Here is a 531-nt window from a genome sequence, read left to right on the forward strand (position 1 = left end):
CGGCGGCAGCACTATAACCGCTAACGACAGCAGGATCGGAATGGTTTTATTCCATTTCCGTTCATAGGCTACAAAGAAGAAGAACCCGAAGGCCTGAATCATAAATCCAATTCGCAGCAATGGCAGCAGATTGGCCGATATCATTAACATAAAGCCGCTGTCCGAACCGGAAGAAAGCAATTGTATAACAACACCAATCAGATAATACCAAATGAACGATCTGGGAAGTCTCCATTCACGCGCAGGCTTCAGCTTAGGGACTGCGTAGTCCATGCTGTTCAGAATCGGCCGAACAATAGAGTGGGTAATGACGGCAAGCACGAACGAGCTTACAATCAGCGCCATAGGGATCATTTGAATCGTCATGTGACTGAGCTGCCATACATCCTCGGACGTAAAGTTCAGATCACTCATCAGAGGATTGGTGGCCCCCAGTTGTTCCAGCGGCGACATTACCATCTGCATGACATCGTTAACGTAAGTGGTCAGATCAAAATCAAATAGGGCTGTTCCCAGCAGTAAGAGCAGCAG

1 protein-coding gene is annotated in these 531 nt (G+C 47.8%); it reads right to left on the reverse strand.

What is annotated here, in order from left to right:
* Window positions 1-531, reverse strand: a 531-nt coding sequence (locus ACNPNW_RS06005) for a DUF2232 domain-containing protein (protein ID WP_448766713.1), incomplete at both ends; no start/stop codon positions are given.

This window comes from Acinetobacter endophylla (genome assembly GCF_053543775.1).